29 protein-coding genes are annotated in these 24,483 nt (G+C 60.5%); 7 read left to right on the forward strand and 22 right to left on the reverse strand.

The features are described 5' to 3' along the window. The first annotated feature begins 317 nt into the window (after positions 1-317). Entirely contained in the window at positions 318-473 is a 156-nt protein-coding gene (locus tag HAP40_RS29040; RefSeq protein WP_166814557.1) for a hypothetical protein, read from the forward strand. Positions 474-729: 256 nt separating this feature from the next. Here the strand turns inward: HAP40_RS29040 and HAP40_RS29045 are convergent, their stop codons facing one another. Then, positions 730-1,341: a cyclic nucleotide-binding domain-containing protein gene (locus HAP40_RS29045; RefSeq protein ID WP_166814556.1), complete on the reverse strand. Its 612-nt coding sequence runs from the start codon at positions 1,339-1,341 to the stop codon at positions 730-732. Between the two features lie 310 nt (positions 1,342-1,651). On the opposite strand from HAP40_RS29045, the gene HAP40_RS29050 reads away from it, so the two are divergent. Beyond that, positions 1,652-2,635, forward strand: a complete 984-nt coding sequence (locus HAP40_RS29050) for an ABC transporter substrate-binding protein (RefSeq protein WP_166814555.1) — start codon at positions 1,652-1,654, stop codon at positions 2,633-2,635. Between the two features lie 528 nt (positions 2,636-3,163). Here HAP40_RS29050 and HAP40_RS29055 read toward each other — a convergent pair. Then, positions 3,164-3,481: a hypothetical protein gene (locus HAP40_RS29055; protein ID WP_166814554.1), complete on the reverse strand. Its 318-nt coding sequence runs from the start codon at positions 3,479-3,481 to the stop codon at positions 3,164-3,166. A gap of 548 nt (positions 3,482-4,029) precedes the next feature. After that, a complete protein-coding gene (locus tag HAP40_RS29060; RefSeq protein WP_166814553.1) occupies positions 4,030-4,248 on the reverse strand; it encodes a hypothetical protein in 219 nt (72 codons plus the stop codon). Between the two features lie 512 nt (positions 4,249-4,760). Here HAP40_RS29060 and HAP40_RS29065 point away from each other — a divergent pair. Further along, positions 4,761-5,114 carry a hypothetical protein gene (locus HAP40_RS29065; protein WP_166814552.1) on the forward strand — a complete coding sequence of 118 codons (354 nt, stop codon included), beginning with the start codon at positions 4,761-4,763 and terminating at the stop codon, positions 5,112-5,114. Between the two features lie 10 nt (positions 5,115-5,124). Here HAP40_RS29065 and HAP40_RS29070 read toward each other — a convergent pair whose 3' ends face one another. The 13 genes from HAP40_RS29070 to HAP40_RS29130 form a co-directional block, all read right to left on the reverse strand. Beyond that, positions 5,125-5,421: a VirK family protein gene (locus tag HAP40_RS29070; protein ID WP_246741265.1), complete on the reverse strand. Its 297-nt coding sequence runs from the start codon at positions 5,419-5,421 to the stop codon at positions 5,125-5,127. A gap of 215 nt (positions 5,422-5,636) precedes the next feature. Next, complete coding sequence (locus HAP40_RS29075) at positions 5,637-5,948, reverse strand: chorismate mutase (RefSeq protein ID WP_166814550.1); 312 nt, start codon at positions 5,946-5,948, stop codon at positions 5,637-5,639. Continuing rightward, the gene (ureG, locus tag HAP40_RS29080; protein WP_166814549.1) at positions 5,945-6,634 is read right to left on the reverse strand and encodes an urease accessory protein UreG; all 690 of its coding nucleotides are present in this window, start codon (positions 6,632-6,634) and stop codon (positions 5,945-5,947) included. Before ureG ends, HAP40_RS29075 begins: the two co-directional genes overlap by 4 nt. Further along, positions 6,631-7,299, reverse strand: a complete 669-nt coding sequence (locus tag HAP40_RS29085; protein ID WP_246741264.1) for an urease accessory protein UreF — start codon at positions 7,297-7,299, stop codon at positions 6,631-6,633. Before HAP40_RS29085 ends, ureG begins: the two co-directional genes overlap by 4 nt. A gap of 53 nt (positions 7,300-7,352) precedes the next feature. Next, positions 7,353-9,056, reverse strand: coding sequence for an urease subunit alpha (gene ureC / locus HAP40_RS29090; protein ID WP_166814548.1), 1,704 nt, complete (start codon positions 9,054-9,056; stop codon positions 7,353-7,355). 12 nt (positions 9,057-9,068) lie between these two features. Next, on the reverse strand, positions 9,069-9,407 hold the full coding sequence (locus tag HAP40_RS29095; protein WP_166814547.1) for an urease subunit beta: 339 nt from the start codon (positions 9,405-9,407) through the stop codon (positions 9,069-9,071). Then, positions 9,404-9,982: a HupE/UreJ family protein gene (locus HAP40_RS29100; protein WP_166814546.1), complete on the reverse strand. Its 579-nt coding sequence runs from the start codon at positions 9,980-9,982 to the stop codon at positions 9,404-9,406. Before HAP40_RS29100 ends, HAP40_RS29095 begins: the two co-directional genes overlap by 4 nt. A 6-nt stretch (positions 9,983-9,988) precedes the next feature. Further along, positions 9,989-10,291 carry an urease subunit gamma gene (locus HAP40_RS29105; protein WP_166814545.1) on the reverse strand — a complete coding sequence of 101 codons (303 nt, stop codon included), beginning with the start codon at positions 10,289-10,291 and terminating at the stop codon, positions 9,989-9,991. 26 nt (positions 10,292-10,317) lie between these two features. Beyond that, positions 10,318-11,151: an urease accessory protein UreD gene (locus HAP40_RS29110; protein ID WP_246741263.1), complete on the reverse strand. Its 834-nt coding sequence runs from the start codon at positions 11,149-11,151 to the stop codon at positions 10,318-10,320. 189 nt (positions 11,152-11,340) lie between these two features. Next, the gene (locus HAP40_RS29115) at positions 11,341-12,615 is read right to left on the reverse strand and encodes a lactonase family protein (RefSeq protein WP_166814544.1); all 1,275 of its coding nucleotides are present in this window, start codon (positions 12,613-12,615) and stop codon (positions 11,341-11,343) included. Positions 12,616-12,678: 63 nt separating this feature from the next. Continuing rightward, positions 12,679-13,260: a cytochrome P460 family protein gene (locus tag HAP40_RS29120; protein ID WP_166814543.1), complete on the reverse strand. Its 582-nt coding sequence runs from the start codon at positions 13,258-13,260 to the stop codon at positions 12,679-12,681. Positions 13,261-13,284: 24 nt separating this feature from the next. Beyond that, entirely contained in the window at positions 13,285-13,893 is a 609-nt protein-coding gene (locus HAP40_RS29125) for a cytochrome P460 family protein (RefSeq protein ID WP_166814542.1), read from the reverse strand. Between the two features lie 307 nt (positions 13,894-14,200). Then, a complete protein-coding gene (locus HAP40_RS29130) occupies positions 14,201-15,715 on the reverse strand; it encodes an amidase (protein ID WP_166814541.1) in 1,515 nt (504 codons plus the stop codon). 221 nt (positions 15,716-15,936) lie between these two features. Here HAP40_RS29130 and HAP40_RS29135 point away from each other — a divergent pair, with 221 nt between their 5' ends. From HAP40_RS29135 to HAP40_RS29150, 4 genes are read left to right on the forward strand one after another with little or no spacing between them, the layout of a single operon-like run. Beyond that, the gene (locus tag HAP40_RS29135; RefSeq protein ID WP_166814540.1) at positions 15,937-16,554 is read left to right on the forward strand and encodes a sulfite oxidase-like oxidoreductase; all 618 of its coding nucleotides are present in this window, start codon (positions 15,937-15,939) and stop codon (positions 16,552-16,554) included. After that, positions 16,541-17,302, forward strand: coding sequence for a ferredoxin reductase (locus HAP40_RS29140; RefSeq protein ID WP_166814539.1), 762 nt, complete (start codon positions 16,541-16,543; stop codon positions 17,300-17,302). Before HAP40_RS29135 ends, HAP40_RS29140 begins: the two co-directional genes overlap by 14 nt. 5 nt (positions 17,303-17,307) lie before the next feature. Further along, positions 17,308-17,574 carry a DUF6510 family protein gene (locus HAP40_RS29145; protein ID WP_246741262.1) on the forward strand — a complete coding sequence of 89 codons (267 nt, stop codon included), beginning with the start codon at positions 17,308-17,310 and terminating at the stop codon, positions 17,572-17,574. Positions 17,575-17,620: 46 nt separating this feature from the next. After that, a complete protein-coding gene (locus HAP40_RS29150) occupies positions 17,621-17,833 on the forward strand; it encodes a hypothetical protein (protein ID WP_166814537.1) in 213 nt (70 codons plus the stop codon). A gap of 74 nt (positions 17,834-17,907) precedes the next feature. On the opposite strand, the gene HAP40_RS29155 is transcribed toward HAP40_RS29150, so the two are convergent. The 6 genes from HAP40_RS29155 to HAP40_RS29180 form a co-directional block, all read right to left on the reverse strand. After that, a complete protein-coding gene (locus HAP40_RS29155) occupies positions 17,908-18,678 on the reverse strand; it encodes an SDR family oxidoreductase (RefSeq protein WP_166814536.1) in 771 nt (256 codons plus the stop codon). Between the two features lie 22 nt (positions 18,679-18,700). Beyond that, positions 18,701-19,684 carry a zinc-binding alcohol dehydrogenase family protein gene (locus HAP40_RS29160; protein WP_166814535.1) on the reverse strand — a complete coding sequence of 328 codons (984 nt, stop codon included), beginning with the start codon at positions 19,682-19,684 and terminating at the stop codon, positions 18,701-18,703. 41 nt (positions 19,685-19,725) lie between these two features. After that, the gene (locus HAP40_RS29165) at positions 19,726-20,595 is read right to left on the reverse strand and encodes an alpha/beta fold hydrolase (protein ID WP_166819295.1); all 870 of its coding nucleotides are present in this window, start codon (positions 20,593-20,595) and stop codon (positions 19,726-19,728) included. Positions 20,596-20,787: 192 nt separating this feature from the next. Continuing rightward, complete coding sequence (locus HAP40_RS29170; protein WP_246741261.1) at positions 20,788-21,822, reverse strand: AraC family transcriptional regulator; 1,035 nt, start codon at positions 21,820-21,822, stop codon at positions 20,788-20,790. Positions 21,823-22,057: 235 nt separating this feature from the next. Next, positions 22,058-22,672 (reverse strand): response regulator transcription factor, encoded by a 615-nt coding sequence (locus tag HAP40_RS29175; RefSeq protein WP_166814534.1) that lies wholly within the window; start codon positions 22,670-22,672, stop codon positions 22,058-22,060. A gap of 2 nt (positions 22,673-22,674) precedes the next feature. Further along, positions 22,675-24,348, reverse strand: a complete 1,674-nt coding sequence (locus tag HAP40_RS29180; RefSeq protein ID WP_166814533.1) for an ATP-binding protein — start codon at positions 24,346-24,348, stop codon at positions 22,675-22,677. Positions 24,349-24,483: the final 135 nt, after the last annotated feature.

Genomic DNA, 24,483 nt, shown 5'->3' on the forward strand with positions numbered 1-24,483 from the left:
GGCATCTTTAGATTGGGCACATCGTGAATGCTGTCGATGGACCGAGCGTCGATCTACGACGAGTTGAGCCGTATTGAGCGCGAAGTAGTCGCTGGAGAGCGCCAGCTTGCAGAGCAGGAGCGACCAGGAGGGCCAGGATTCTACAAGTGCCGGAAAGGAGCTGGAACGGTTGCGTGCCTGCCAGCGCGCACGCGATCAAGACAGTCAACGGTTTCTGTCACTCCTGCAGCCCTAACAGATACAAAACTCCCGTCGAATTTCACATTTCACTTTGAAAGGAGAATAACGCTAGTGCCCGTGACCGAAGCGGAGCAGCGATGAGCTCACACGGCCGCAACATGGGCGTCAAGGGTATTCGCCGTTCGCGGCTGGCTGCAGATTTCACTTGGACTTTTTCACCCGGCTTTTTTGACTATGCGCGGGCCGCAGCCTGCCCCCAGGCTGCGGCCTTCGTGCGTTTCACCAACGGCTGATTTTCAGAACGTGAGGTTCGCCGCTAGCCACGTGGCGAGGCCGGTGCATACGCCATACGGCAATGCGAGACGCATGGTTGCCTAGCTATGCGAGAGTCGCACGACGGCATGCTGCCGTCCATGTACCATAGGTCAAGCCGATACTTGGCCTAATCGCCTTTGCGATGACGCAAGGGTGCGACTGCCGTCTGCCTCGGCTCGCCCTTTGCCGGTTCTCTGAGAAGACAGTGCATTCAGTCGCGGCCTCGTCTCTGGATCAACGCCGGGTCATGGGAGCCAGCCGGGAGGCATTTTGAGTCATTCGGGTGGCCGTCAGACGCAGGAAATACAACGATAGGCCAGGATTGCGCTCGCAGAGCTTTTTTAATGCTACATCGCTGATGCAAAGCAGATCCACATCGGTTGCTGCAACTGCGGTTTGCGTGCGTCGTCTTTCTAAAGAAAATAATCCAATCTCGCCGAAGAGATCACCTGCCGAAAGTCGCTGGTCAATCTCCGGAAGCTCAACTTCGCCCGATACAACCATATAAAGCAAATCGGCGTGCTGACCTTTCCTAAAGATCGTCTCCCCCGTCCTAAAATGCTTGGGCCACATGAACGGCTGCATCCACAATGGCGAAAGATCCGTGGCCGCAGCGAGCTTCGCTTTCCGAAGCAAAATCATCATGCGAACGAGCAATACAATATTCAAAGGAAGCAGTACGACGTGCAGAATGAGGACAGGATATAGCCCGGCTCCAAAGCCGTAGCTGATGAATGCGAAGTTACTGCAAATTGCCACCGCACGCAGGCTTAACATAGTGCTCATGCAAAACGTGAGCAGGACAAGAGCCGACGCCAAATAGCCGATAGCCTCAATCAAGGTCATTTCGGTGCCCGACCGGAGCAATCAATATCAGAGAGAATGCTGCTAGAGTCGCTTGCGATATCGGGCGGAAATGAGGCCGGCGGGCGCAGCCGCGCTCCCGACTTCACCGGATCATTCTGAACGCCGGCATCTGGGTCCGTCTGACCTCAGCTCAGAGCACCGCGACGTCCGCCTACTGCAAGTGACTTGAACACACCATGCGAGCGCGCCAAGGCGGCCCTTGACCTGGAGCGGACATCCCGCCACCTCTGGCCCTTCCAGGATGCGATTTGAGCCAGTACGATGGCGCCATTGGGCCTTGGGTGGAACCATGAGGCGTCGCAAATTCATCCTACTGACCGGAAGCGTAGCGCTTTGTCCTTTCGCGGCGCGCGCACAACAGGTATCAAAGGTGCCTCGCATAGGCTATCTTGGCGTCACGTCCCCCTTCGATAGGCCGCTTTTACTCGACGCGTTCCGGCAAGGTCTGCGTGAGCGCGGATTAATTGAAGGCCAGAATATTGTCATCGACTATCGTTTCGCTGAGGGTAGGCTCGACCGGTTGCCCGACCTTGCGGCCGAACTGGTCCGGCTCAACGTCGACGTCATCGTATCGTTGGGAACGCAGGGAGTGACGGCAGCCAAGAACGCCACCAAGTCAATCCCCATCGTCATGATTGGTGTTCGCGATCCTGTTGGCATCGGGCTCATCGCCAGCCTTGCGCGCCCGGGCGGAAACATCACCGGGGTGTCCGGCAGCGCCGGCCTGGAAATCGTCACCAAACAGCTAGAACTGCTCAAGGAGACCGTTCCCAAAATCCAACGCGTGGCCATCCTCTCGAACCCGGCGAATGCGTATCACCAGCTCGCGATAAAAGAATTGAACGTCGCAGCCCTGTCGTTGGGAGTGCAGCTCCAACTGCTGGAGGCTCGAGGTCCGAACGAGTTCGACGGCGCATTCGCGGCCATGGCCGAAGAGCGCGTGGAAGCACTCCTGGTCCTGTCAGATGTGATCTTCAACGACCACCGAGCACGGCTTGTAGATCTCGCGGCAATGAACCGCCTGCCGACAGCTTATGGCATCAGGGAGAGTGTGGAGGCCGGGGGTGTAATGTCTTACGGGCCGAGCTTCCTCGATTTTTTTCGGCGCAGCACCGCATACGTGGATAAAATCCTGAAAGGCGTTAAGCCAACCGACCTCCCTGTTGAGCAGCCAACGAAGTTCGAACTGATCATCAACCTCCGGACGGCCAGGACGCTCGGTATCGAAATTCCTCCAACGCTGCTCTCGCGCGCCGACGAGGTGATCGAATAGTCATAGATATTCGCTCTTGGCGCACAGCAGGCCTTTTGGCGCATTCCGGAGACCGCCAGATCTGGCCCTTAGCGGACCAATCGCGGCATGGTTCGCAATGGTAGCTCTTGATCCTTGCAGAATTGGTACGTCTGCGTCCCTTTGGGACTGCTCAATTTCAGCACTTTTTCGGGCCGGCGCTAATACGTCGCACGGCTTCGCGCCAGCGATTGACATGGCTCTAAATGAAGTCTGTCGCATGCAGGTTCGCCGTTTGGAATCCCTGCAGCGTTATCGTATCGCTGGCCGTCAGGTGGATCACGGCGTTGCCGTCGCCGCCGTCGCTGCTCAAGCTCGGCGGGCGCCCTCGATCTTAGCCCCCGGCGAGCGAACGTGGGACAGGATAGCGGATTTGCTTTTGGCTCCAGGCCGACCGAGTTTTGCTCGCTGAGGACCGCTTCTGACCGCCAAGGGACATTCCGACCAAGCCAGTCGGCCGCTCAAGCAAAAGAGCCTGCCTCAGTTGGCGACCCCATCGCGAGCGGCTTCTCATTTTGGCGTGCCGGCCTTGCTACCCGAACCGGTGGTCTGCCCACTTCCCGGTTGGGCCGGGGGATGCGCAGAAGCGGCTGGCGTCTCTTGATCGGCCACGTATCCGGACGCGCCGGAGTTGCGTGTCTTGACACCTTTGTTCGGATCACCCTGCATCTGCTCGTTGGGCGCGCTAGCCTTGAGCCCTTTATCTACATCACCGTGCACTTCATCCTTGGTTTGCTGACTGGGCGCCGCCTTTTGCTCCTGTGCCATTGCAGGAAAGGTAATCGCGCTTCCGGCAACTACAATCATCGCGAGAATTGCTGTTCGCATGTTTCTCCTCCATGGCGTTGCCCCAGTCCCGCTCAACGCGCGAACTTCCCAACCTTTCCTAGGTCTGATCGCTATTTTTATCGGTACGCTTTGCGCAATCGCAGTGGGCTGCGCTCAATGTTGCCTATTGGGCCCTTAGCTGACTTGCGTTGTTGGGATTCCAGAAGCGGCCCCGGCTTGGAGGCGGGACAAGGGTGCGCCGAGGCCGCCGCCAACCCTTCGCCGAGAGGGCCAGCAACTCCAAAACCCGATACAGGGTCTGCCGTTCCTTCCCCTGGCAGGTAGTATCGGCCTGTTGTCAACGGATGCGGAAACATTCCACATCCACGAGAGGAACGGTAGCACCGTTGAGTAGACTACGCTTCCTGCCCCATGTGATCGAAAGGACAGGCAAGGCGACCGAGTACCGGCAGGAGTAATTACGACATGGTCACCATGGTGCGACTGAAGTGCAGGTCTGCTACTGTCCCTTCTCGGACCTCGTGCCATGTCAGCTCCTACGCCGCCGTTGAGAGGAAGTTGACATCGCGGATTCATGAATACACGACCTAGCTAAAGCTCAGCGCTTCTTCGCCTTTTTCTTCTTGGCCTTTGTCTTCTTCTCTACCCGAACTCCCTTGAACTTTTTGGCAGCTTTCTTCGCCTTTCGCGGCTTCTTGACCGCGATAAACTCGCCGGACTTCGTGTCCCGCTTCGTCCACCCTGAGGCGCCGACTATCGTGGTTTTCGTCGGGATCGGTGACCGCATATTCGGGAATGAGGGCCAAAACCCAACCCCGAGCGCATCAGCGCCTGGATCCAGTCGTCGCGGTCGCTGCGGTAAACGGTGTCGATCTCGACTCCCTGTTCCTCGAAGAAGCGATCCGCACAGTCATTAAATCCGCAGCTGGTAAACCTAGGCCGGCCAAGCCACGCGTCTATTCAGAAGCCTTCTTCGCGAGCAAAGCAGAATAGCTTTCATCAATCGCGATCCAAATGCGTGCGCGGTCTGTTCGGCGATTTACGGTTAGGAGAGAGCGGCCTTGAACAGCCGCTAACGTTGCGACCAAATCGCGCGCGTCGGCCTCGCCGAACTACCTTGCCATGTCCGCGATCCCGCGTGGCGAAGCGCTTCGAGTAGGCGACCGGGCAAACCTTACCGGCGATACCACCGAGCCGGCAACTTTTGCCGGCCGGCCGGCGCTGCTCGATGGGCGCGAGCCCGGAAACATATGCAATCAAACGAAGGAATTTGGCACGCACGTTGCTTGCCCTTCGTGATCGTCTTGAGGGGCCGAACATGCAAGTCACGGCAGGAACATCAATCTTCGGCTACCAGCCTGCAAAAGTCGGCTCAACGAACGGTGCATCGAAACCGTCGGTGACCGACAATGGTGGGCTCCCGCAGGCCAGCGAAGATGGCGCATCGAGCGACAGCAGCGTGGTGCAGGAGTTCCTGAAATACGCGAAGATGAACCCCTTCGACCGTATGCGGGCGGCCATTCTGAAAAGCATGAACCTCAGCGAGGCCGACCTCGCCAACATGACCCCGGACCAGAAAGCGGCGGTGGAGCAGAAGATCCGGGACGCCATCGAAAAGCAGCTGGAGAAGAAGGGCCAACAGCCCGGCAGCCTGGTCGATCAGTCCGCGTAACGACCGCGCGTCACCAGTGGAATATCGCGCCTTTTCCAATCTCGCAGTCGAATGCCGTATCCTTGAGAACGGCGTCATTAACGGCGTCCAGGATCATCGTGCGTGCTTCGATCCTGCCGTTTGCGTGCACCCTGAACGACAAGAATTCTCTGACCGCCTTGTCCGGTCCTACCGTGAAATGGGTCGTTGCGAAGGCGATCGTTCCGTCAGGCTGGATCATGTATCCGTCAAACCGCATGCTCGCCTTGATCGGAGGCCCCGCCGCGTTAGTGCCGTGAACTTGGCAAGCCGAAAGGTCGACGAGCATGCGCAATTCCTTCCCAGCGACAATTGCCTTGTTCAGCGCCGCATAGTAGGCGCTTCCGGTTCGTCCGCGATCACGGGGTGCGTCCAGAAGCTCGTTACGATCGCCAGAGTGGCGGCGTAGTTGCGCAGATCATTCGACAAATGTGACTCCCCGGAATGGAGGCTCTCGGCTGGACCTCGTTTCGCCGGAGCAGGCATGTGACGACATTCGTCGCCCTAGCCGGCTCCCGACTCGAACTTCACCGCCTCGTGATTGGTGATGACTTCTCGAACGATCAGAGCATGCAGCTTCTGGGTAAACTCCGGATCGAGCCCGCTCTGTGCGGCGAGCATGCGAAGCCGCTTCAATTGCGCCGCTTCACGTCGGGGATCGCGAGACACCAGTCCATGTCTAGCCTTGAGCTCTCCGATCACATGAGTACAGCGAAAGCGTTCTGCAAGCAGGTGCACCATCGCCGCATCGAGATTGTCGATGCTGCGGCGCAGCTTGGCCAAATCGCCGGCAAACTCCCGGTCATCATCCGTCATCGATGGGTACCTCCGGACAGCGTCGCGGCGGACAACCCGCCCTTCTGCAGAATGAAGCCCGCAATCTCATCGACGCCTTGGCCACTCTTCAGATTGGAGAAGATGAAGGGCCGCGTGCCGCGCATCCGTCGTGCATCCGCTTCCATGATCTCCAGATTTGCGCCCACCAGGGGAGCGAGATCGATCTTGTTGATCACCAGCAGGTCGGATCGCATGATCCCCGGTCCTCCTTTGCGCGGGATCTTCTCTCCAGCCGCAACGTCGATCACGTAGACGGTCAGATCCGCTAGCTCCGGACTGAAGGTGGCAGCGAGATTGTCGCCGCCCGACTCGACAAAGCAAAGCTCCGCGTGCGGAAACTTCAGGTTCATGTCGTGAATCGCCGCCAGGTTCATCGAGGCGTCCTCCCGTATGGCCGTATGCGGACAGCCCCCCGTTTCCACCCCCATGATGCGCTCTGCCGCCAGCGCTTGGGCGCGGGTCAGAATGAGCTGATCCTCCTTGGTGTAGATGTCGTTGGTGATGACGTAGATCTCGTAGAAATCGCGCAGATGCTTGCACAGCGCCTCGACCAGCGCCGTCTTTCCGGAACCGACCGGACCGCCGATTCCGACGCGTAACGGCCCGTTGGTTGCCGGAATGCCGGGTGCGCGGAAAGACCTGCTCTCGCCTTCAATCGTTCTCATGACCGAAACAACCTCGTATACTGGAGCTCGTGCGCGATGGACGCGAGCTCGACCATCAGGCCCGCCGAACCGAGATCGTCGACCGTCTCACGGCTTGCGATTTCACTGCGCGATAGGATCGCCTGCTCGAGCGCCGCGATGGCGAGCTGACCATCGGTCTGACCGAGAGGCACCAATCGCACGCCCGCGCTCACCAGATTGGCGACGTAGCTGTGCAGGAATGCCGGCAGTGCGATTTCGACGCCAATCCGCTCGCGCGCCGCTCTCGCTCCGAGCAGGACGGCCAACACCGGCGGGCATTTCGGGTCGGAGAAAATGTCCAGAATTCGATCCGGCCACACGCTGCGAAGGGTCGTAAGGCACGCTGACGATTGTTGTGCGGATTCGAGCACGAATTCGGCCGTGCCACGGGACGCGGCTGCGAGTTCAGCCAGCTGCGGAATCTGGTCTTCGGCATCCTCCGCCACGCATCGATAGGCTTCGCTGAAAAAAATCGCCTCGTTTCGGCCGGAGCCATAGCAAAGGTCGGCCTTGAGCCAATCGATCAGGCTGCGCCGATCGGACACATAGCCGGCCTCCACGGCCCATTCCAGGCCGTGCGAGTAGCTGTAGGCCCCGTTCGGGAACGACGGCGAGAGCCAGCTCTGCAGCCTCAGGAACGCCAACGCCGTATGTCCATAACTATCGTCTGTCATCGCACCACCATCCTGGCAACGCGTCAGTACATGAAATAGCGCTGCGCCATCGGGACCACATTCACCGGCGGACAAGTGAGGAGTCGCCCGTCGGCTCGCACCTCGTAGGTTTCGGGATCGACCTCCATGTGAGGAAGCGCGTCGTTGAGGATCATGGAATGCTTGCCGATCGATCGCGTGTTCGAGACCGGCAGGAGTTGCTTTGCCAAGCCCAGCTGTCTCGTCGTTTCGAGCGAAGCCTGACTGACGAAGGTTACTGAATTTTTGCCGGGAGAACGGCCAAAGGCACCAAACATCGGCCGGTAATATTCCGGTTGTGGCGTCGGTATCGATGCATTGGGGTCACCCATGATCGCGGCAGCGATCATGCCGGATTTCAGGACCATGTCGGGTTTGATCCCGAAGAACGCCGGATCCCAGACGACGATGTCCGCGAGCTTTCCGACCTCGATCGAACCGACATGGCCTGACATTCCCTGCACGATGGCCGGATTGATCGTGTATTTCGCGACGTAGCGCCGAGCCCTGAAATTGTCGTTCTGCCCTGTTTCTTCCGGCGATCGCCCGAACTGCTTTTTCATCTTGTCGGCGGTCTGCCACGTCCGCGTGATCACCTCACCGACGCGCCCCATCGCCTGGCTATCCGACGACACGATCGAGAACGCACCGAGATCGTGCAGGATGTCCTCTGCGGCGATCGTCTCCTTTCGTATGCGGCTCTCGGCGAAGGCGACATCCTCCGGAATGCGACGGTCCAGATGGTGGGTTACCATCAGCATGTCGAGTGCTTCGTCGAGCGTGTTCGCGGTGTAGGGACGCGTCGGATTTGTCGAGGCCGGGATGACGTTCCTCTCGCCGCAGACCTTGATGATATCAGGCGCATGCCCGCCGCCGGCCCCTTCCGTATGGGCCGCATGGATCGTCCTGCCCTTGAACGCGGCGATCGTGCTCTCGACGAACCCGCCTTCGTTCAGGGAATCGGTGTGGATCATGACCTGCACGTCCATGTCGTCGGCGACTGAGAGACAGCAGTCGATCGATGCGGGCGTGGCGCCCCAGTCTTCGTGCAGCTTCAGCCCGCACGCGCCGGCTTCGACCTGCTCGACAAGGCCCGCGGGTACACTCGCATTGCCCTTGCCGAAAATGCCGAAGTTCATCGGGAACCCATCCAGCGCCTCGAGCATCCGATGGATGTGCCATGGCCCCGGGGTACAGGTCGTTGCCGTCGTTCCAGCGGCAGGCCCGGTCCCACCACCCATCATGGTTGTTACACCAGAAAAGAGCGCCTCCTCGATCTGCTGGGGGCAGATGAAATGAATGTGCGTATCCATTCCGCCGGCGGTGATGATCTTGCCCTCGCCCGCGATGATTTCCGTCCCCGGCCCGATGATGATCGATACACCCGGCTGAACGTCGGGGTTGCCTGCCTTGCCGATGGCGGCAATGAGCCCGTCCTTGATCGCAATGTCGGCCTTGACGATTCCCCAATGATCAAGGATCAGCGCGTTGGTAATGACCGTATCGACTGCACCCTGCGCCCGCGTGAGCTGCGATTGTCCCATGCCGTCGCGGATGACTTTGCCGCCGCCGAACTTGACCTCTTCGCCATAGATCGTGAGGTCCTTCTCCGGCTCAATGAACAGATCGGTGTCAGCCAGCCGCACCCTGTCGCCGACCGTGGGGCCGAACATCTGCGCATAGGCTCTGCGGCTCATCGTGTGGGACATGTCTTCCTCACCTCATTCGTTGGAGCCGGATGCATCGGTCTGTGATTCCAGAGGTCCCATCACGCTGCCGCTAAAGCCGTAAATCCGCCGCGCTCCGGCAAATGGAATCAATGAAACCTCGCGCGACTGACCCGGCTCAAACCGCACGGCCGTCCCGGCCGGGATATCTAGGCGGCGTCCACGGGCGGCGGATCGATCGAACACGAGTGCTGCGTTCACTTCGGCGAAGTGATAATGACTGCCCACCTGGACCGGCCGGTCGCCGGTGTTGGATACGGCAATCGATAGACCCGTCCTGTCCCTATTCAGAACGATGTCGCCGTCAGCCGGAATGACCTCTCCGGGAATCATGCCACGCCTCCAAGCAGCAGCAACCCGACAAGACCGGCACAAACGCCCGCCGCGCGAAGCAAACTTTTTCTGGCCGCGCTTCCTCCCCAGAACCCGATGAACATGCCGGTCAAGAGAAGAGCAGCGGTCGCAGTTATGAAGCCGATCACGTAGGGAGCAAGCATCGAGGCGGCTTCAGTTCCGTGTGCGTGACCATGGAAGAACGCGAACAGGCCGATGGCCGCCGCGCCTAGCATGACGGGCATCCTGAATTCGAACGCAACGAACGCTCCCAGCGCCACCATCGAGAGGCTGATCGCCGCCTCCACAAAGCCCATCTGGAGACCTGCGCTCGCCGCAGCAAAGCCGCCCAGCATCGCGATCAGAAAGGTCAGCGGCCACACGGCTCTCGCGGATCCGCCCACGAGCGCGCTCCACGCTCCCACCAACGTGATCGCAATCAGATGATCCGCGCCGCTGAACGGGTGGACGAGACCGGCATCGAACGAGCTGCCCACGCTAGTAACAGGATGAGCAAAAGCGGGCGAGGCAAGCACGCTCAACGCGGCGACGCAAAACGGGACGATACGCATCATTGGCTCCTATCGGATCGGGTTGTGCACCGGGACAAGCTTGGTCCCATCCGGAAATGTCGCCTCCACCTGGATCTCGCGGATCAATTCCGGGATGCCCTCCATGACCTGGTCCCGGCGCAGCAGCCGGCCGCCTTCAGACATCAGATCCGCGACCGACCGCCCGTCGCGAGCGCCTTCCATGATGGCATCCGAGATCAACGCGATACTTTCGGGATAATTTAGCTTGACGCCTCGCGCGAGCCGGCCACGCGCAACGATCGCGGCGAGTGCTATCATCAGCTTGTCTCGTTCCCGTGGCGTCAAATTCAAGGCGCTTCTCCCACTTGGCCGCGCTGCTAACAGGACCACATCTTCGGCACACCGAAGGGACCGGATCCAAGTTCATGGTCGAGTTGATCGAGGAAGCGGCGCAGACCTCGGCTGAGATCCGCGCTGGCGATCGCGGCGATCCGGATCACGATGATCGCACCCACGATCGTGACGCCGCACGCGCATTCCAGGGAAGCGCCGATCTCGCGCAACCGCTCGAATCGGCTCTCGAGATGCGGACCGAAATAGATCATTGTCGCAATCGCCCTCCAGTTCGAGAGCAGGGCCGTTTTCCGAAGCTGCGGAAACACCTGGTCGGACGCGAGGAAACCATCCGCCCACGCCAGACGGCCATCGACCCTGATGCGCCAACTGTCCCGGACATATCCGCCGAGAATCTCCTCGCCGCTCTCGATGCGGCCGAGAACCAGCCACTCGAGTGCAAGTAACTCGGTGCCCGAGCTCACATCGATCTCGGTTTGCCGCGCGACGCGCGCCTGGTTGAAGACGATCGTTTCCTGTGGAAGCCACGCCAGCCGAGCATTTCCCTCAGCCCTCAATCGGGTCAGGATTCGGGCAGGCCGATCGAGCGCCCGATAAATCTTCTCCGCGGCCTGCGTGGTCACTGCGACCGAGGCATTGCCTTGAGCGACCACCTCGATCCTGATCTCGTCGCCGCCCGCGACACCGCCCGACGTGTTGATGAGGACCGCTTCCTTGCGCCGGCGGGCGTCGATGTTCGGGAAGGCAACGGCCATCGGAAATTTCTGATAAAGGTCGCTGATCTCCGTACCGTTTGCCGCGCCGGCGAACGCCACGCGAATTGCCCCGACGGCGCGCTGCAGGTCAGCCTTGTCCATGGCGCTCTCCCCTTTCCCCGGATGACCGGGACGGGCTGCGGACTTGCCGCGAGAGCGCTCGTGGATCACTTCAAACATCTGTCCCGGGCTTCATGATTGACGCTGCATTTCTCGCCCGCAGGCGAGCGGGAAGCCGGGCGCGGAGCGGCAATGCCGGCCACACCCGGACTTCGTGTCGCGAAACCGGGATCAGAAACCCGCAAGCCCCTGGGGACTATTGTACGGGATCTTGACGCTGCCAATCTCCTTCAGCGAACCGTCCGGCTGGGTGCTGTAGCTGACAAGCTTCGAGGCGTTGCCATAGATCTGATAGAGATAGGCGCCATCAGGCGTGATCCAGCTGTCGCTGGGACCGCTCGTCACGGTTCCGTTCAATCCCCGCGCGGTCCCGTCGCCGGGGACCTTCGGACATGCCGGATCGCAGGCAACCTCCAGGCCGCTGCCATCGATGCGGTAGCTGCTGATGTTGCTGTAGCCGAAATTCGTCGCGTAGATCGTGCGATCATCGGGAGCGATGGCCAGCCAGCACAGCTCGGTGGGCACGCCTGCGCTGGTGTCGATCTTGACGAGCGGACCAATCTTGATCGAGCCGTTCTTCTCGATGCTGCAAATGGAGCAGCCGTCGCCGACGGCATAGCCGATCACGAACATATTCGGGCGCTGATGCAGGAAGGCGATGTAGAATGGAGAGCCGGCCTTCGCATCGTAGAACCTGGCCGTGCCGAGCGAGCCGTCCTTTTGCAGAGCGAACACGGCGAGGCCGTCCGGATCCGGTGCATTCGAAGCGATCGAGTGCAACGCACCGCCGGCCCGCTGGACCCAGAGAATGGGTGAGCCGTCCGGATACAAGCCGGTCAGCGCAATTGGCTCATCGAAGGTCGTGCCGACGAGGACCAGTTCCTCGTTCGGGGAGACCACGACCATGGTCGAGACGCGGTTCCGCTTGCTCGAGGTATTGACCGTGTATCGTTCGGGCCGCGGCTTCAACATGCCTTCGGCATCGACCGACATCAGCCGGAGGTGATCTGGCCCGAATGAGTGCAGCACAAATAGCGTGCGGGTCGACGGAGCGAAGGCGAGCGATTTGGCCGTGCCGCTCCTTCCCTCGACAGGATTCCCGGTCGACTTCACATCGAGCAGCGTGAGGCCGCCGTCACTCCCAAGGCGGAAGCTCGAAACCGAATTGTCTCCACCATTCGTGGCAAACAGAAAACGCCGGTCGGACGTGATGATGACGCTGCCCGCGCCTTCGAAGGAGTTGGGCGCGCTGTCCTGGCCGCTGATCGGCTTGAACTCGCCGGAGCCGGCGCCGCCGGTCTTGATCCGCGCGACCTCGGCCAGCTTGCCGTCCGCCTGCCGCCTGTAGTGAATAATGGCGTTGTCGATCTCATTGGTCTGGATGTAGAGATGGCCAGCCTGACCTTTCGACATTCCCATCTCACTCGTCGTCGCCTCTTTAGCCATCTCTCGCTCCTTTGGTGATTGGCTTTGGTTAAATCGAATGACTTTCCGTGACGTGCACGGCCGTTAGTTCTTCAACGGCGGGTAGCCATCGACGTAGACCCAGTCGGAGGCCCGAGCAGGCACATGGCACGCGAGACATTGGGTCTTGTAATTCGTCGTCGTCGTTCTTGACCGATCGCCGGCGTCGAACCAGGACCATCCCCATCCGTCTCCCCACAGCGCGTTATCCGGATGCTTGTTCGCGGTGTCCTTCACCATGACGAACCAGCCCTTCAGGGCGTCGGCGCGACTGACGGTACCAGTCGTCATTTCGGAGGTTGTCGCCTTGAAAACCTCCTTGATCAGCACGGCTCCATCCGGAAAGCGCTTGTCCTTTCGATAGGCATCGATCACCCCCGGCGAGGCGTACACGACATGAATTTCGTTCGAGCCACCGCCGTCGCCCGCTGCAATCGCCCAGCTTCCGAGGAGCTGATAAGTCGAGCGGTAATCATCGGGCACACGCAGATGCCCGTCGCGGTCGGCGACACTCGCACCGGGCGAAACACCATCCGCCGCGTTCGCCCGCAGCTGCGAATACCTGACCGCGGCCGGGATCGCGAAGATCATGACGAAGGCGATACAAGCGGCTTTGAGGATTTTCACGCCGATCTTCCGCCGATTACGTGGTCACCGGGCGTCCTTGTTATCGAGCAGCGGATAGAACTGGGTCCAGACCTCATCCTTCTTGGCGTTCGCGATATGGCAGTAGGCGCACTCGTCCTTCGACTTCACCTTGGCCATCGACGCTTTCGGTTCGTGGTGATTGAAGTTGAAGTAGCCCCATCCGTTGGTGTCGGCGAAGCGCTTTGAGTCCTTGACGGTCACGTCGGCGCCGTTCCACTTGCCCGGGAAGTAACCACGTCCCGACGCTTCCGTTCGCGAGCCGTCGGCATTCTCCTGCGGCAACGTCAGCTGCAGCTCCTTGAACAGGATCGTCCCCTCGGGGAATTCGCCGGTCTTCTTGTAGATCGCGTACGAGCCCGGCTCGATATAGACGTTGTGGAATTCCGGGAAGTTCGCCTGCCCGCCGTTGAGGGCGTTTGGCGTCAGCGGCGAGCCGACATAGACCCACTCATGGAAATTCTTCGGCAGGAGCAACTGCCCGTCCGCGGTATATTCCGGCAAATAGCGCGCATTGTTCTGAGCATTGCTATGCTTGAGCGATCCGAAGAACAGGATCGTTGCGACCGCACTGCCTGCGATGACCGCCGCTGCTGCCTGGACTCTCACGCGCATTGCTCTCTCCTGCGTCTGCGGCCGACGCTCGATGCGCCGGCAGGATTAACCTGTCGGGAGACGATATAACCAGCCGCAGAAATTCTTGCGCGCTGGAGATTGCCTTCGCTTGTTCTATCTTGATGCATTCCGCATCCGTCTTGCGATCGCCGGAGGCCCGCGCTTCGAAAGCAAGAGGCGCGGCGACCGCAGCGCAGCAGCGACCAACGATGAGGGCGGGGATGCAAAGCCGGACGGCGCGGTCTGAAAGCGGGCCGCTCTCAGGTGACAATCCGTATCACCTGGGAGCGTAGGGCTGGGTCGTCCTTCACGCCTGCAGGGGGCGTTCGCGGCAGATCCCGTAACTATCCTGCCAAGGACGAAGACGTTCGAAAGCCGCGCTCGCGGCCAGTACGTCGAAGTCGGCATTCCGGCGACCTATGATCTGCATCCCGACTGGAAGACCGTCGGACAACCCCGCCGGAATCGAAGCCGCCGGATGGCCGGTAAAGTTGACGAAGTAGGTCAGGCACCATCCGATGAGCGGATCTATCTCGACACCATTGATCGACCTCGGCCCGATCGTGTTGCCGTCGGTTGCGTTGTCGACCGGCGGGCATGCGAGGGTCGGCGTGACGAGCAAATCAAATCTGCCGAGGACGTTCTGGAAGGCGTCGTAAACCTCCGACCGGACAGCCTGGTCCCGGAAGAAATCGAGGCCCGACATGCGATTGGTCTTCTCGACCCAATCCATGTATTCGGGCGGGAAGTCGTCGCGATGCTGGCCGAACAGATCGATGCCGTCGCGCTTCATGTTCTCGATCGCCTGCAGGTTCAGAAGCATGTAGAGACGCGACCAGACATCGCTCAACTCGCGTTGCGAGCGGGTGATCCCGAGCTTCACTTCCTCCACGTGAGCGCCGGCTTCCTCGAACGCCCGTAACGCACGGCCGACTGTCTCTGTGACCTTTCCGTCGACCGGAAAGACGTCGAGATTTGGACTATAGGCAATCTTGAGCCCACGGATGGACCGACGGGTCGCGGCGGTAAAGTCGACAGGCGGCTCGATCAGGCTGAAAGGATCTCGCGGATCATGCCCAGCAAGCACGTTCATCGCGATTGCCGCATCTTCGACCGTCCGCGTGATGGGCCCTTCGAACAGGAACGGGGAGTCGGCCGTGCCGAACGCGTTCGGACGCACAAGGAACGGCACCCGGCCAAACGATGCCTTGTAGCCGTAGACCCCACACCAGGCGGAGGGGATTCGTATCGAGCCGCCGGCATCCGTACCTTCTGCAATGGGCAGCAGTCCATCGGCGACGGCCGCGGCGCTTCCTCCGGACGACCCGCCGGTGTTCTTGGCAAGATTGAAGGGGTTGCGCGTGGGACCAAACAGGTAATTATCGCAGGTGCCCCGGAATCCCATCAGCGAGCTGTTGGTCTTGCCAAGGAACACCGCTCCGCCGCGCTTCTCCATGCGCTCGCAGAACACACAGTAGCCGTTCACGACGTGGTGCTTGAGCGCGCGAATGCCGCCCAGGCTCGCCGGCCAGCCCGGCTTGAAGTCGAACAGATCCTTGAGCGCCGACGGAATGCCGTGCAGTGGCCCCCACGACTCGCCGGCGACCAATGCGCGCTCGGCCTCTTCCGCTCTCATGCGCGCGCCCTCGAAATCGAGATAGACCAGCGCATTCAGGCTCGGGTTTCGCGCTTCGATGCGCCGGATGAATGCGTCGACCACTTCAACCGGCGACAGGTCGCGTCGCCGGATGCGAGCTGCCAGCTCGTGCGCGGGGAGGTACGCGAGTTCGTCGGAATGCAAGGTCCGGATTGCGCTCGACATTGTTTCTCCTTATGAACCACTTCAGGACGAAACCGCATTTGACATTGAAATAGTCGGCGCCCGCGCAGCCGCGATTGCTTCCTCTTTGGCGATCTTGATGCTTTCTCCACCACGGCCATCGACAAGGCATCCATCGCGGTTCATCTGCATTTGTGCGGGCTACACGGTATGTCGACACACATCCGGGCATCCTGCGCGTCACTGCACGAGGGCACGCTTCCATGGACCGACCTCCCGTTTCTCGCGGCTTCAAATCAAAGCGACATCGATCCGAAACCGCCGGGCTACCGCCGGGTCAGTATCTAACGACTGACTTCCCGGTGCTGTCGGCGGGCCCCACACCGGCGATCCGTGTCACCGACTGGAAGATCGCGCTTCAACTTGGCGGCTCGTTGCTGGGGAAATGGACCTGGGACGAGTTCGAGGCGCTGCCCCAGACCACGATCACGGTCGACATTCACTGCGTAACTAAATGGACGAAGCTCAACACGGTCTGGCAGGGCGTCAGCTTCGACGATCTTCTCAAGGTGGTCGGGCTGAGCGAGCCGCCGGACGCCTTTGTCATGGCGCATTGCGACGGCGGATACACGACGAACCTTCCGGTCGCCGACCTGGTCGCGGGAAAGGCGGTGGTCGCGACCCGCTATGACGGTCTGCCGCTTGCCCCCGCGCACGGTGGCCCCGCCCGTCTCCTGGTTCCGCATCTCTACTTCTGGAAGAGCGCAAAGTGGCTGCGAAGGCTCCGCTTCATGCCCAGGGACGAACCGGGCTTCTGGGAATCGCGCGGTTATCACAACTATGGCGATCCTTGGCGGGAGCAGCGTTATGACGGCGACTGATGCGCCTCTGCAGCAGCACAGTATCGACTGGCAGACCGGCCGCGTGCAGGCCATCGTGACCGAAACAAGCCGGGTGAAGAGCATCATCCTGCAGCCGGCGCGCTGGTCCGGACACTGGCCCGGCCAGCATGTCGACATCCGGCTCACCGCCGACGACGGCTATCAAGCCGAACGTAGTTACTCGATCGCATCGCCACCCGAAGAACAACTGCTCACCCTCACCGTCGAACGGGTCGAGGACGGTGAGGTTTCTCCTTATCTCCTCGACGAATTGCGGGTTGGTGACGCTCTCGAATTTCGCGGCCCCATCGGGCGGTATTTCATCTGGAACCAAACTCGCGGTGGACCGATTTGCCTGGTCGCGGGCGGAACCGGGATTACGCCGCTGATGGCCATGTTACGCCACCGCAAGATGTCGCGCCCAAACATACCGGCTTCATTGATCTATTCGGCGCGCAGCCTTGCTGACGTCGTGTACTGGGATGAACTCGATACGATGGCTCGCGGCGATCTCAACCTGCGTCTGGTCTATACGCTCACCCGCGAGCATCCGAGCGACTGGAACGGACATCTGGGGCGGGTCAACGAGGTTCTGCTCGCAGAGAACAGCTTCACGCGCGAGCAAAATCCCACGTTCTTCATTTGCGGTCCTGCCGGGTTTGTCGAAAGCATCTCGAGCATGCTCGTGAAGCTCGGTTTCGATCCCTTCACAGTCAAAACCGAGCGTTTCGGACCAACGGGAGCATGATCGCCATGGCAGACAACATCGCCGACCTCATTCTTGGCGGTGATCCATGCACACACCTGCTTCAGGAAGCCTTTGCCTTTGACATCACGCTGACGAAGATCAGGTGCGCGGTATGCGACACCGTGTCCGGTCTTGGCTCTCTTGGCGTCGACGGCGGGCCCCTGCAGGCGCTCGTCAAGTGCGCCGGTTGCGGAAGCGTTCTGATGAGGGCAAGGCGAACTCAGAAGGGGTATATCCTTGAAATGCACGGGGCCCGGCACCTGTACTTCTGAATGCTGCGCACGATCACCCGTCAAGCTCCAAAATCAAAGACCCGCCATGCCCAGTGAAGACATCCGCCTCGCCGAAATCGAGCGCCAGATTGCCGTCACAGCGGCGAACCTTCGCGAGTTGATTGAACAGGCCGCCTCTTATTCCGTCGCGACCAGCGAAGAGCTCGTCGGCCAGCGAATTGACGATCAGGCCGCGCGGCTCGAGAGTTTGATCAGGCGCCGCGAAGAGCTCCTCAGATCCAGAGCTGGGGAGGACTGACGAGGTCAACGAGAGCGAACGAAAGCGTCTCAACTCGTCGACGATCTTGTTGATCGCGCTGCGCTCGGCGCCATTCAGATCGATTTCACCTCGCCGCCATCCATCCGCAAGGCCGAGCCGGTCATCCAGCGCACGCCAGGCGATACGAGGAATGCCATCAGCTCGGCAATCTCTTCCGGCTCGCCGTAGCGCGCGATGCCGGCCTCCTTCGGAAACTTTGCCGTTGCCTCCTCGACGGTCATGTTGTGCAGGGGCGCCCAGTGCCCGAGATAAGAGCGGCGGCGTCCTGTCATCACCGGCCCCGGCAGGACGCTGTTGACCTGGACGCCATCGCTGATCCCCCTGTCGGAGAACGCCTTTGCCAATGCGACGATTGCCGCATTGATGGTGCCGACCGCTGCGTAGGGCGACTTGGGGAAGGAGGCTGAATTTCCTGACATCAAGACCACAGCCCCCTTCGATGCCATGAGCGATGGCCAGGCCGCGATCGTGAGCCGGCGCGCGCCATGCAGCTTCAAGGCCAGTCCTGCTTCCCACTGCGCGTCCGTCGTCTCGAACAGATCGACCTGCGGCACCGCGCCAGCGATATTGAGCAGTGCGTCGATCCGGCCGAACGCCGCCAAATTCTGGGCGACGACGGCTCGAGCTGCGTCAGGTTCGGCCAGGTCGGCATCGATCACCAGCACCTCTGCGCCGGCGGCCCTAACCATCTTTGCGGTGTCTTCGAGATTGGCACGATTTCGTGCTACGAGCACCAGGGCCTGGAAATCGCGCGCCAGACGCACCGCGGTCGCACGGCCGATTCCCTGGCTCGCACCCGTCACGATGGCCACTGATTTCAACATATGAGTCCTCCGACTATAGGGCTTACGAATATCCGTCGCGAACAACGACCATCTTCCCGACCGCCTCGTTCGCCTCCATGACGCGATGCGCCTCGCGAATCTCTTCGAAGCGAAAGATCCGGGTCGGCTTGACGTCCAGCCGGCCAGCCGCAACGTCGGCGGCGATATCCCGCAACGGCACGTCGGAAAGCGGAAATCCGGGCGTGCCGAATACGAAGCTGCCGAAGAAGGTCAGATAGACGCCGCTCGGCATCTGCAGCAGCGGATTGAAATCCGGAATCGGATCAAGCCCGCCGAGCCAGCCGGCGAGACAGGAACGGCCGCCACGGCGAAGCATGGCGAGGGAGTCGAGCACGACACTGTTGCCGACGAGGTCGAGAACGGCATCAACCTGTTTCGCCTCGGGAAGGTACTTCGAGAGATCTTGACGCTCGATTTCGCAGCGCGCAGCACCGAGCTTCTCCAGCATAGCAAAGCGCCCGCGGCTGCGCGTCGTCGCGATAACCCGCGCGCCTGCACCGACCGCGAGCTTGAGCGCCGCCTGACCAAACGAGGATGTCGCCCCGCGGATAGCGAGAAGCTGACCTCTTTGGAGCTCAAGGTTGCGAAAGAGACAGGTCCATGCCGTCGCATAGGTTTCGGGTATCGCTGCGAGCTCGGCCCAGGGCAAATCTGCATCGATCAATGCCACGTTCGAGACCGGAGCACGGGTGTATTCGGCGTAGCTGCCATTGATGGTTCGGCCGAGACCGCCCATCAATGCGGCCACTTTGGCGCCGACCGGAAATTCTCCGCCCGGGCACGACTTCACGAGACCCACGCATTCAATGCCGCTGATCGGCGCCGCCTCAGCCCATTCGCCCCTGCGCATGTGCATTTCCGCATGGTTGATGCCGAACCCCTTGACCTCGATGACGACATGACCAAGCTGAGGCTCCGGCTCCGGAACGTCCCGATAGACAAGGCTGTCCAGGCCGCCGAATTTTTCAAGAACGATGGCGCGCATGATGATCCTCCTGGCATTCCTCGCGGCGAGGAAAGCGCCGATCACGCATTTGAGATCGGCTGGGCAAGAAAGTCACCGATCGTGGCTGCGATCTCCCGAGCATGGGTTTCGAGCGCAAAATGCCCTGTGTCGAAAAAGCGCACGACGGCATCCGGCATGTCGCGCTGGAATGCCTTCGCGCCCGCCGGCAGGAAGAAGGGATCGTTCTTGCCCCAGACCGTCAGAAAAGGCGGCTTGCGCTCGCGGAAGTAAGCCTGGAATTCCGGATACATGGCGACGTTGGTCCTGTAGTCGCCAAAAAGATCGAGCTGGACCTGGTCGGCGCCGGGACGCGCGAGATAATGGTTGTCCAAAGTGTATCCATCAGGAGAGACCAGAGAGGCGTCAGGCACCCCGTGGGTGTATTGCCAAACCGTCGTCTCCGGCGAAAGGAATGATCGCAGCAGCGTCCGGTTCGCTTGCGATGGATCTTGCCAGTAAGCACGGATCGGGCTCCAGCCTTCGCTCAATCCTTCCTCATAGGCATTGCCATTCTGCGAGATGATGGAAGCGATACGCTCGGGATGTCGAATAGCCATCCGAAAGCCCGTCGGTGCACCATAGTCGAAGACGTAGAGCGAGAAACGAGCGAGTCCGATGACTTCCGTGAACCGCTCGATCACCTGCGCCAACGCGGCGAACGTATAGGCAAAGCTTTCGCGCACCGGCATGTCGGACTGGCCAAACCCGGGTAAGTCCGGCGCCACCAATCGGAAGCGGTCCGAGAGCGCGGGGATCAATTGGCGGAACATGTGGCCGGCCGTCGGAAATCCGTGAAGCAGCAGCAATGCGGGCGCGTCAACCCGGCCAGCCTCCCGATAGAATACGTTCAGTCCGTCCACGTCCGCCTTGCGGTATCGAATGCTCGTCATCTGTGGTCCCTCGCGGTCCCCCCCCTCGACGATCTGCTGCGCCTCGTGAAAACGATGATCCGTTGACAACCGATCCGAGGCGGTCTCAGGTGGATATTTCGTGGCGTGGGACGATCCGGTTACAGACTCCCTGGGATTCTTCTGCTCCGCACGATCGCCTCCTCCGCCAGATCGATCGCCCCTCTGATCGAGTCATTCGAACTCCCTGCGATAATCCGTGGGAGTCCAACCCGTCGCTTTGCGGAAGGCGGAGCTGAAGGAGCTGGTTTGCGCATAGCCCAGGCTGAGTGCGATGTCCGTGATCGATACAGCGCGATCCGCCAGTCTCGACTTGGCGAACTCCATGCGTCGCTGAACCTGATACTGGTAGGCCGGGATTCCGAACGACTTCTTGAATGCACGGCAGAAGTGGTGAAGGCTGAGCCTGGCAAGCTCCGCAAGCTTCAGCAGGCAGACTTGCTCACCCAGATGCTCCTCTACGTACTCGACCACGACACGCTTCTGCCAACCTGCGAGACCTCCGCGGCTGACCGGTGTCGGCTCGCGAACAGGATCGTGATCAGACTTGGAAAGCTCGTGCGCAAGCACGCCGCAGAGCGCCTCGAGGTAAGGGGCGCAATTCGTCTCCGCGCTCTCGATTGCTTTCTTCAGTTTGGAGGCAGTCTCCCAGACCAACGGATCCTCGAAGTATATCCTTGGGGTGAGCCCGCTCTTACTGTCATCGGACTTGTGAAGCGCGGCGGGATCGAAATAGAGGAAGGTCACCTGCGCAGACGCGGCGGTCTCATGCCATTCCCGATAAGCACGTCCCGCCGGGACAAAGGTCAGCTTGTGCTCAGAACCTCGCAACTTCGATGAGCAGATGCCATCGATGGAGGTCTCGCCGCTCTTCCGTGTCCCCTCATTGTACAACGCCAGGAGATGTCTCGATCCCTGAAAGCGAAATTCAATCCGGTTACCGACCGGGAGATGAACGCTCTCCGAAAACCACCAACGCCAGCCTATTCCAAGGCGCTTCACCGGCTCGGACGGCGTTATGCTGACCGTCGGATGAAGCGCCGCCTCGTACGACCTGGAAATCTGCACCTCCTCCACCGGCCGGATCGGCGAGGCGGAGACCGCCATCTGCAACATGCTCTCACTTGAATCTGATACGTACATACCCATCATCGTCGCCCTGTTCTGCGCTCCGGATGGCCGCGTCCGGTCGTCAACCAACTTCTTCACTGAGGAGACGCCTTGATCGCCTGGATACGGGCGTTGAAGCCGCAAGCTGGCGTTACCTCTCCAGTCAAAACAAGCTGCCCAAGCTGGCTGGCAGCACCGCACGGGGACAGGATGCTTTTCATCGCCCTGGCGAGCAATCTCACGTTTGTGCTGTTTCGGCCCATACCTAGGTATGGGCCGCGTGCGGGGACGGCGCCGAAATGGTTCGGCACGAGATGTGGCGAAAGGAGACGCTTCAGCCCTGGAGTTGGAGCGCTTCGGCCATTCGAACGAGCACCGCCGCGGTTTTTGCTCCCAGCTTCCGCATCACGCTGCCACGATGCATTTTGACCGTCGCTTCGCTGATCGAGAGTTCGCTGGCGACCTGCTTGTTCATCAGACCGGATGCCACCAGCGTCATCACTTGTCGCTCGCGGGTGGTCAGAAGTGCGAACTTCTCCTGCAACTGCGCAAGGTGCGCGTTGTCGTCGCGTCGATTGATGTCCTTTCGGATCGCGGCAGTGACCGCATCGAGAAGATCCTGATCCCGTATCGGCTTGGTGAGAAAATCGACTGCCCCCAGCTTCATGCCTCTTACGGACATGGGAATGTCGCCGAAAGCGGTCATCAGTATCACCGGGATTCCGACGTTGATCTTCGTCAGGTACTCCTGCAGCTCCAAGCCACTGGTGCCCGGCAACCTGACATCGAGCACCAGACACGCGGGAGCATCCGACAGTTCTACATTCAGGAAGTCCGAAGCAGATCCATACAACGCGACCTTGTAGTGCAGGGACTCAAGCAGGTCGCCGAGGGACTCACGAACCGCGCGGTCATCGTCGACAATATGAACAACGCCAGAAGGAGGCATGTCTACCGGCTTTCCGACGTCTGAACGGCCTGGCGAAGCGGGAGAGCGAAGATGAACCTCGCTCCGCACCTCCCGTTTTCTTCCACCCATAGCTGCCCTCCGTGGAGTTTCACTATCTTGCGGCAGATCGACAGTCCGAGACCCAGTCCCGCCCCCTTCGTCGTGTAGAGCGTCTCGAAGACCCGCTCTCTGTCAGCCGGGCTGATGCCACCCCCGGTATCCGCGATCGCCACGGAAATCATACCATCAGAGACCCCCGAAGAGAGCGCCAAAATACGGTTCCCATCCTCAACCTCGGCCATGGCCTCGATGGCGTTGCGCACGAGGTTGAGAGCGACCTGCTGGACCTGAACACGGTCTGCTTCAACTTGAGGCGATGATCGATCGAAGTCGGTCCGGACGATGACCCCGGCTCGCTCGATCTCCCTTTTCGACAGAAGTAGAACCTCCGCAACCGCCTCGTTGATATCGAACTCGGCAAAATGGACCTGCGTGCCCCTCAGAAGAGACCGGACCCCGGTCACAACCTCCGCGGCTCGACGTGCCTGCTTGATAATGCGTGCGACCGATTTCCGCGCCTCCGCGGCTTGAGCGGGATCCATGGCGAGCCACCGGAGGCAAGCTTCCGCACTCATGATCGTCCCCGTCAGCGGCTGATCGATCTCGTGGATGATCGAGCCGGCGAGCTCGCCAAGGGACGTCAGACCCGTCGCCCGCGCCAGTTCGTTGCGCGCGTCGGCGAGAGCCTGCTCCGCCGCCTTCCGTTGCGTGACATCCGTGATGATACCTTCCAACTCGAGGTCGCCGGTCGGTCCCTCATCGAATTGTCCGACGGCCGCGACATGCAACGTCTTGCCGTTCCGGTGGACCACACGGTACTCGTGGGCAAATGGTGACTTCGTGCTGATCGCCTCGGTGAGAGCCTGCTCCAGCGCGGGATAATCCTCGGGGTGGACCCGGCTACTGAACACCTCGAACGGCACGGGGTTTACATCCAGGTCGATATCCAGAATACGGTAACATTCGCGCGATCCGCGGGAGAGCAAGGTCCGCGTATTCCACCGATAGCTGCCCATCCCGCCGATCTGCTGGCCTCTGACCATCCACATATTGGTCTCGCGCAGCGCCTCGAACAAGCGAACGGATTCAAATGAGACGGCGGCCTGATTGGCGAGCATGGATATCACCCAGACGCAGCGTGGCGTGAAGACATCCGCATCTCCATCCGCCTCAAGATAGAGGACGCCAATCGCCCAGTTCTGGTGAATCAACGGCAGGCACAGCTGAGCTATCTTTCCAGACGGTACCTTCGCAGGGTCGATCAATGCCGAGCTCTCTGCGTCGGCTTGCCTCACGACCGTTTGCTTTCGATCGAGCACCTCTTCGGCGAGGTCCGTCGGCAAGCGGAATTGGGCGTTTGGCGGGAAAGAGGCAAGGAAGTTTGCCCTCTCGCGCGGGAAGCTCGCATCGGCTTTGGCAAGCAACTCCCTTTGCCCGCTGAGCAAGATCGCCCCCCGATTTGCCGCCGAATAGCCCAGCGCCTCCATGAGGAGAGCCTTGGCCAATCCCTGATAGCTGATTTCTCTCGAAATGGCCTGAAACGCCTTGGCGACCAGATCCAGTTCGTGCGTCTCGTTATCAAGCCTCATACCGAGATGTCTCGTCGTGACCATCATATCCAGACGTCTCGACACTCACCCCGCAGCTTTTACGTCGAGGGATTGGGACGAGAGCTCGTCAGGACACCGCAACATGTAACGGGACTTGCCAACGTTGCCAAGTTTGACCGCCAGGCACGTCAAGCACCTCTT

It is taken from the genome of Bradyrhizobium sp. 1(2017) (genome assembly GCF_011602485.2).
Classification (GTDB): Bacteria; Pseudomonadota; Alphaproteobacteria; order Rhizobiales; family Xanthobacteraceae; genus Bradyrhizobium.

Bases quoted from the DNA above. Each gene is read 5' to 3' on its own strand.
- HAP40_RS29125 (WP_166814542.1), bottom strand. From the start codon at position 13,893: ATGCGCGTGAGAGTCCAGGCAGCAGCGGCGGTCATCGCAGGCAGTGCG.
- HAP40_RS29155 (WP_166814536.1), bottom strand. From the start codon at position 18,678: ATGTTGAAATCAGTGGCCATCGTGACGGGTGCGAGCCAGGGAATCGGC.
- ureG (WP_166814549.1), bottom strand. From the start codon at position 6,634: ATGAGAACGATTGAAGGCGAGAGCAGGTCTTTCCGCGCACCCGGCATT.
- HAP40_RS29075 (WP_166814550.1), bottom strand. From the start codon at position 5,948: ATGACGGATGATGACCGGGAGTTTGCCGGCGATTTGGCCAAGCTGCGC.
- HAP40_RS29055 (WP_166814554.1), bottom strand. From the start codon at position 3,481: ATGCGAACAGCAATTCTCGCGATGATTGTAGTTGCCGGAAGCGCGATT.
- HAP40_RS29165 (WP_166819295.1), bottom strand. From the start codon at position 20,595: ATGACGAGCATTCGATACCGCAAGGCGGACGTGGACGGACTGAACGTA.
- ureC (WP_166814548.1), bottom strand. From the start codon at position 9,056: ATGTCCCACACGATGAGCCGCAGAGCCTATGCGCAGATGTTCGGCCCC.
- HAP40_RS29140 (WP_166814539.1), top strand. From the start codon at position 16,541: ATGACGGCGACTGATGCGCCTCTGCAGCAGCACAGTATCGACTGGCAG.
- HAP40_RS29180 (WP_166814533.1), bottom strand. From the start codon at position 24,348: ATGATGGTCACGACGAGACATCTCGGTATGAGGCTTGATAACGAGACG.
- HAP40_RS29045 (WP_166814556.1), bottom strand. From the start codon at position 1,341: ATGACCTTGATTGAGGCTATCGGCTATTTGGCGTCGGCTCTTGTCCTG.
- HAP40_RS29135 (WP_166814540.1), top strand. From the start codon at position 15,937: ATGGACCGACCTCCCGTTTCTCGCGGCTTCAAATCAAAGCGACATCGA.
- HAP40_RS29100 (WP_166814546.1), bottom strand. From the start codon at position 9,982: ATGATGCGTATCGTCCCGTTTTGCGTCGCCGCGTTGAGCGTGCTTGCC.
- HAP40_RS29095 (WP_166814547.1), bottom strand. From the start codon at position 9,407: ATGATTCCCGGAGAGGTCATTCCGGCTGACGGCGACATCGTTCTGAAT.
- HAP40_RS29175 (WP_166814534.1), bottom strand. From the start codon at position 22,672: ATGCCTCCTTCTGGCGTTGTTCATATTGTCGACGATGACCGCGCGGTT.
- HAP40_RS29110 (WP_246741263.1), bottom strand. From the start codon at position 11,151: ATGGACAAGGCTGACCTGCAGCGCGCCGTCGGGGCAATTCGCGTGGCG.
- HAP40_RS29130 (WP_166814541.1), bottom strand. From the start codon at position 15,715: ATGTCGAGCGCAATCCGGACCTTGCATTCCGACGAACTCGCGTACCTC.
- HAP40_RS29070 (WP_246741265.1), bottom strand. From the start codon at position 5,421: ATGCTCGTCGACCTTTCGGCTTGCCAAGTTCACGGCACTAACGCGGCG.
- HAP40_RS29065 (WP_166814552.1), top strand. From the start codon at position 4,761: ATGCAAGTCACGGCAGGAACATCAATCTTCGGCTACCAGCCTGCAAAA.
- HAP40_RS29160 (WP_166814535.1), bottom strand. From the start codon at position 19,684: ATGCGCGCCATCGTTCTTGAAAAATTCGGCGGCCTGGACAGCCTTGTC.
- HAP40_RS29050 (WP_166814555.1), top strand. From the start codon at position 1,652: ATGAGGCGTCGCAAATTCATCCTACTGACCGGAAGCGTAGCGCTTTGT.
- HAP40_RS29150 (WP_166814537.1), top strand. From the start codon at position 17,621: ATGCCCAGTGAAGACATCCGCCTCGCCGAAATCGAGCGCCAGATTGCC.
- HAP40_RS29040 (WP_166814557.1), top strand. From the start codon at position 318: ATGAGCTCACACGGCCGCAACATGGGCGTCAAGGGTATTCGCCGTTCG.
- HAP40_RS29145 (WP_246741262.1), top strand. From the start codon at position 17,308: ATGGCAGACAACATCGCCGACCTCATTCTTGGCGGTGATCCATGCACA.
- HAP40_RS29115 (WP_166814544.1), bottom strand. From the start codon at position 12,615: ATGGCTAAAGAGGCGACGACGAGTGAGATGGGAATGTCGAAAGGTCAG.